3 protein-coding genes and 2 rRNA genes (1 of these 5 running past the window's edge) are annotated in these 6,238 nt (G+C 44.1%); 3 read left to right on the top strand and 2 right to left on the bottom strand.

What is annotated here, in order from left to right; genetic code table 11:
• The 3 genes from VOI46_RS15210 to VOI46_RS15200 form a co-directional block, all read left to right on the top strand.
• Positions 1 to 1,243 (top strand): 23S ribosomal RNA (locus tag VOI46_RS15210); it begins 1,644 nt to the left of the window's first position.
• 202 nt (positions 1,244 to 1,445) lie between these two features.
• Positions 1,446 to 1,560, top strand: a 5S ribosomal RNA gene (gene rrf, locus VOI46_RS15205).
• A gap of 483 nt (positions 1,561 to 2,043) precedes the next feature.
• Positions 2,044 to 3,516: a bifunctional ADP-dependent NAD(P)H-hydrate dehydratase/NAD(P)H-hydrate epimerase gene (locus VOI46_RS15200; RefSeq protein WP_004587680.1), complete on the top strand. Its 1,473-nt coding sequence runs from the start codon at positions 2,044 to 2,046 to the stop codon at positions 3,514 to 3,516.
• A gap of 4 nt (positions 3,517 to 3,520) precedes the next feature.
• Here the strand turns inward: VOI46_RS15200 and VOI46_RS15195 are convergent, their stop codons facing one another.
• Both VOI46_RS15195 and groL read right to left on the bottom strand, forming a co-directional pair.
• Entirely contained in the window at positions 3,521 to 3,913 is a 393-nt protein-coding gene (locus VOI46_RS15195; RefSeq protein WP_004587679.1) for a VOC family protein, read from the bottom strand.
• A gap of 628 nt (positions 3,914 to 4,541) precedes the next feature.
• On the bottom strand, positions 4,542 to 6,191 hold the full coding sequence (groL, locus tag VOI46_RS15190; RefSeq protein ID WP_004587677.1) for a chaperonin GroEL: 1,650 nt from the start codon (positions 6,189 to 6,191) through the stop codon (positions 4,542 to 4,544).
• Positions 6,192 to 6,238: the final 47 nt, after the last annotated feature.

Raw genomic sequence — 6,238 nt, 5'->3', positions numbered from 1 at the left:
GAAGGAACTAGGCAAAATCGTACCGTAACTTCGGGAGAAGGTACGCTCCTATCTGTGATGAGATTTACTCTCTAAGCGGACGGGAGCCGCAGTGACCAGGTGGCTGGGACTGTTTATTAAAAACACAGCACTGTGCAAAATCGCAAGATGACGTATACGGTGTGACACCTGCCCGGTGCCGGAAGGTTAATTGATGGGGTTAGTTTTCGGACGAAGCTCTTGATCGAAGCCCCGGTAAACGGCGGCCGTAACTATAACGGTCCTAAGGTAGCGAAATTCCTTGTCGGGTAAGTTCCGACCTGCACGAATGGTGTAACCATGGCCACGCTGTCTCCACCCGAGACTCAGTGAAATTGAAATCGCAGTGAAGATGCTGTGTACCCGCGGCTAGACGGAAAGACCCCGTGAACCTTTACTACAGCTTGGCACTGAACATTGAACCTACATGTGTAGGATAGGTGGGAGACTTTGAAGCAGCGACGCTAGTTGTTGTGGAGTCGTCCTTGAAATACCACCCTTGTAGTTTTGATGTTCTAACGTTGGCCCCTGAATCGGGGTTACGGACAGTGCCTGGTGGGTAGTTTGACTGGGGCGGTCTCCTCCCAAAGAGTAACGGAGGAGCACGAAGGTTGGCTAAGTACGGTCGGACATCGTACGGTTAGTGTAATGGTAGAAGCCAGCTTAACTGCGAGACAGACACGTCGAGCAGGTACGAAAGTAGGTCATAGTGATCCGGTGGTTCTGAATGGAAGGGCCATCGCTCAACGGATAAAAGGTACTCCGGGGATAACAGGCTGATACCGCCCAAGAGTTCATATCGACGGCGGTGTTTGGCACCTCGATGTCGGCTCATCACATCCTGGGGCTGAAGTCGGTCCCAAGGGTATGGCTGTTCGCCATTTAAAGTGGTACGCGAGCTGGGTTTAGAACGTCGTGAGACAGTTCGGTCCCTATCTGCCGTGGGCGTTTGAGAATTGAGAGGGGTTGCTCCTAGTACGAGAGGACCGGAGTGAACGAACCGCTGGTGTTCGGGTTGTCATGCCAATGGCATTGCCCGGTAGCTACGTTCGGAACTGATAAGCGCTGAAAGCATCTAAGCGCGAAGCAGGCCTCGAGATGATTTCTCACTAGACTTTTAAAGTCTCTGAAGGGCCGTTGAAGACTACAACGTTGATAGGCAAGATGTGGAAGTGGTGTGAGCCATTAAGCTAACTTGTACTAATTACCCGTGAGGCTTAACCATACAACGCCAAACGCGTTTTGTGACAGAAACAAGCGACAGAAGTTAATAGCTAAAGTAGATAAATACTTAGACTTAAAAAATATTATCAGAATTTTCCAAATTTATGAGGTGACTCTTAGCGCGTAGCGTTAAAGTTGAGGCACCTTGCGCAAAGGAAAAAGAAGCACTACGTGCTTGTCCTTAATCCTTTGCACCTAATTTGCTTGGTAACCATAGCGTTTTGGACCCACCTGACCCCATGCCGAACTCAGTAGTGAAACGAAACAGCGCCGATGATAGTGTAGCATTTGCTATGTGAAAGTAGGACATTGCCAGGCTCCAAATAAGAGAAACCCGTTACAGCGATGTGACGGGTTTTTTGCTGTCTGGGATTTAGTAAATAACCAAGAACCCATGCCAAACTCAGTATTCAAACAAAACAGCTCGAAGGCGAGCCCCACGGAAGGCCGACCCGACACAATGATAATGTCCCATTTGCTATGTGACTCTCTACCGCTGTGGGCACTACGACATCGCCAGGCTTCAAATACAAGAAAGCCCGACTCGAAAGAGCCGGGCTTTTTTACTTCCGCAGACAAGTTAAATACATGTCTTTACGTAATATCACCACCTCTGTAGCGTGGGTTGAGTATCACGAAACCCGCGGCAAAAGCCCACCACAGAACTCACACTCTTTGTACTAAAGCCTTCAATTTTCGTTTTAATAGCTGTTTAACATGCTAAATCCGCTATTGAAAAGTGCTCTTTTATCCCAAGCTATAATTATAGAGCATCTACACACTTATTTATGGCGAGTTTCTATGTTAAATAAACAAAGGCATATTTACACAAAAGAGCAGGTTCGCTCTTATGAGGGAGAGGCGGCTAAGCAATGTGGAATAGATTTATTTACTTTAATGCAGCGAGCGGGAGAGGCAGTATACAAGCAGTGGCAGTCTTTTAACGCTAAGCTTACTTTGATTATTGTAGGTAATGGCAATAATGCGGGTGATGCTTACATAGCCGCGTGTTTAATTAAGGACTCTGGTGCAGAGGTTAAAGTTTGCGCTATAGATCCTGCAAAAACACTCAGTGGTGACGCTGCTAAAGCAAAGCAGCTATGGCTTGATACTGGTGGCATAGTTAACGAGTTTGCAAAGAGTGATTTAGATTGCTGTGACTGTGTGATTGATGGGTTACTAGGTACTGGGCTTAATTCACCTGTTCGCGAAAATTATTGTGAGATTATTACCGCCATCAACCAAAGCGAAAAGCCTGTTTTAAGTATTGATGTTCCCTCAGGGATTGATGCAAATACAGGTGAAGTATTAGGCGCAGCTATTCAGGCAACAAAAACGCTTACTTTTATTGCGATTAAACAAGGCCTTTCTACAGGGACAGGTAAACAGCATGCCGGTGAGTTGATTCTCGATGAATTAGCACTTGAAGATACTTTTAGTCAACTCGCTTCACCTTGTGCTCACTTGATAAATATAGACAGCTTTAATCGCTTGGGCTCTCGGGCTTTAAATAGCCATAAGGGCAATCATGGCAAGTTATTATGCGTAGGGGGCAACCAAGGTACTGCGGGTGCAATCAGGCTCAGTAGTGAAGCTGCGCTACGAGCAGGTGCAGGGATGGTGAAGGTTTATACGCACCAAAGTTCTATTATGCCAATAAGCATAGGTAGGGCAGAGTTAATGGTCATGAGTGAAAACCTTGAACAGGCTTTAGAGTGGGCAAGTTGTGTTGTACTTGGCCCTGGACTTGGGCAGGATGAATGGGCTAAAAAAACGTTTTGCACTGTAATGCACTATTGCCAAGAGCACAATACGCCGCTTGTACTTGATGCTGATGCACTTAATTTATTAGCTGAAAATGCAAGTGCTTATACGTTGGCTCAATGTGTCCTTACTCCGCATCCTGGTGAGGCGGCTCGGCTCATTAGCAAAAACACCTCTGAAATAGAGTCAAATAGGTTTGAAAGCGTGCGACTATGCGCAAAACGGTATAATGCTACTTGCATATTAAAAGGCGCTGGGTCTTTAATTGATAACGGTAAAAGTACTTGGGTGTGTGAAAATGGTAACGCAGCACTTGCCGTGGGAGGGAGTGGCGACGTACTTACAGGTATTATTGGTGCATTGCTTGCTCAAGGGCTTAGTATCGATGAAGCAGCGCGATACGGGGTAACTCTTCATGCTCGAGCAGGTGAGGTTGCGGCTGAAGAGCAAGGGCAGCGCGGCATGCTACCCTCGGATTTATTTCAAATAGTCAGGTCGTTAATCAACTAAGTATTTAGCTCTGTTGAATAAGATCCCATTTGTTACCATAGAGATCTTCAAATACGGCCACCGTACCGTAAGGCTCATTACGAGGCTGCTCATGGAATACTACGCCATTTTCTAGCATGCTTTCGTAGTCGCGCCAAAAGTTGTCAGTGTTTAAAAATAGCCATACACGGCCACCTGCTTGATTGCCAACAGCGTTAAACTGCTCAGGCTCTGTGGCTTGTGCAAGTAATATATGTGTGCCGTTTGAGTTGGGTGGAGTTATTAACACCCAGCGTTTTCCATCACCTAAATCCGTATCTTCCACTAATTCAAAGCTTAATTTTTTTGTATAAAATGCGATTGCTTCGTCATAGTCTTTTACAACAAGAGCAATACTACCTATATGCTGCTTTGGCATAACTTAAAAACCTTAAGTTGTTTTATGTCGGTGTATTTTCACATATCAATACAGGGTTGAATAGTATAGGTAAATGTTTATTAAAGCTTATTTTAAGGGGGGTTGTACGTTATACATTGGCTTCGCATATAGGGTTAGTACTAAAAGGATTCACTCTGTTTTAAACCTTAGAACATGCTTAAAGCTCCTTAAAGAGTGTTTTAATTTACGTAGCTAAACTGGCTTACTCATCTTCATTAGTAGGGTCGTCACCTGAGTCTTCTTTTCGTTTACGCTGCTCTTGCTTGGCCTTTTGAACATTTTCATAAGTAGGGGGGTGGAATAGGCATAAGTGAAATTAGTGGAAAAAATGCTAAAAATAAATACGCTCCTTTAGACATGCTCTTACCCCATATAACGAGCTTAAGCATAATCCAAGCAATAAATACCACTAACCCTGTTATAAGTGATACCAAAATAAAGAAGATGATTATTTCATTATTATTAAGCAAATCCTTTTACCTTTAATCCAATAACTTATGGTATAGATGTGGAGATAAATTAAGCAATAACAATAGGCTTGTATTAAAAAGCAAAAACCCAGCCGAAGCTGGGTTTTTATATAAGCAAGGTGCTTAAAGGAGGATGATCACATCATGCCGCCCATACCACCCATTCCGCCCATGCCACCCATATCAGGGGCACCAGCAGCTTCTTCTTTAGGGATTTCAGCAACCATTGCTTCAGTAGTGATCATTAGACCCGCAATCGAACCTGCAAATTGTAGTGCAGAGCGTGTTACTTTAGTTGGATCTAGGATACCCATTTCAAGCATGTCGTTGTATTCGCCAGAGGCTGCGTTGTAACCGTAGTTACCTTCGCCACCTTTAACAGCGTTTATTACTACTGACGCTTCGTCGCCTGCATTTGTTACGATTTGACGAAGTGGTGCTTCCATTGCACGAAGAGCAACTTTGATACCGTGGTTTTGGTCTTCGTTGTCGCCAAGTAGCTCAACTAGCTTGCTAGCAGCACGTACTAGAGCAACACCACCACCAGGTACCACGCCTTCTTCAACCGCTGCACGAGTTGCATGTAATGCATCTTCAACACGGTCTTTTTTCTCTTTCATTTCAATTTCAGTCGCTGCGCCTACTTTAATTACTGCAACACCGCCGGCAAGTTTAGCCATACGCTCTTGTAGTTTTTCTTTGTCGTAGTCAGACGTTGCTTCTTCAATCTGTGCTTTAATTTGAGCAACACGGCCGTTAATGCCATCTTCTTCACCGGCACCATCAATGATAGTTGTATCATCTTTAGTGATTACTACACGCTTAGCAGTACCTAGGTCTTCGATAGTTGCTTTTTCAAGCTCTAAACCAATTTCTTCAGAGATAACAGTACCGCCAGTTAATACGGCGATATCTTGTAGCATTGCTTTACGACGGTCGCCAAAACCAGGGGCTTTAACTGCTGATACTTTAACAATACCGCGCATGTTGTTAACTACAAGCGTTGCAAGTGCTTCGCCTTCTAGGTCTTCAGCAATGATTAATAGTGGCTTGCTTGCTTTAGCAACGGCTTCTAATGTAGGTAGTAGCTCACGAATGTTAGATACTTTTTTATCTACAAGTAGAATGAACGGGTTGTCTAGCTCAACAGCGCCTTTTTCAGCGTTATTGATAAAGTACGGAGATAGGTAACCACGGTCAAACTGCATGCCTTCTACAACATCTAGTTCGTTCTCTAGTGATTGACCTTCTTCTACAGTAATAACACCTGTGTTACGGCCTACTTTTTCCATTGCTTGTGCAATGATGTCGCCAATTTCTTTATCAGAGTTAGCTGAAATGGTACCTACTTGTGCAATAGCTTTAGTATCAGCACATGGTACAGATAGCGCTTTAAGCTCTTCTACTGCAGCGATAATTGCTTTATCAATACCGCGCTTAAGATCCATTGGGTTCATACCCGCAGCAACCGCTTTAAGACCTTCGTTTACAATAGATTGCGCAAGTACAGTTGCGGTAGTAGTACCGTCACCCGCTGCATCATTTGCTTTAGATGCAACTTCTTTCACCATTTGTGCACCCATGTTTTCAAACTTGTCTTCAAGTTCGATTTCTTTTGCTACAGATACACCATCTTTAGTGATCACTGGAGAGCCAAATGATTTATCTAGTACTACGTTACGGCCTTTAGGGCCTAAGGTCACTTTTACTGCGTTTGCTAGGATATTTACGCCTGTTAGCATTTTAGCGCGTGCGTCACCTGCAAAAAGTACTTCTTTTGCTGCCATCTTTAATTTCCTCTAAATTCTTAAATGTTTATTAAACGAAAAGTAGG

Source organism: Pseudoalteromonas sp. CuT4-3, from assembly GCF_035666335.1.
GTDB classification, from domain to species: Bacteria; Pseudomonadota; Gammaproteobacteria; order Enterobacterales; family Alteromonadaceae; genus Pseudoalteromonas; species Pseudoalteromonas atlantica.
Note: the sequence above shows the minus strand (reverse complement) of the source record. Positions and strands in the feature narration are given on the sequence as shown.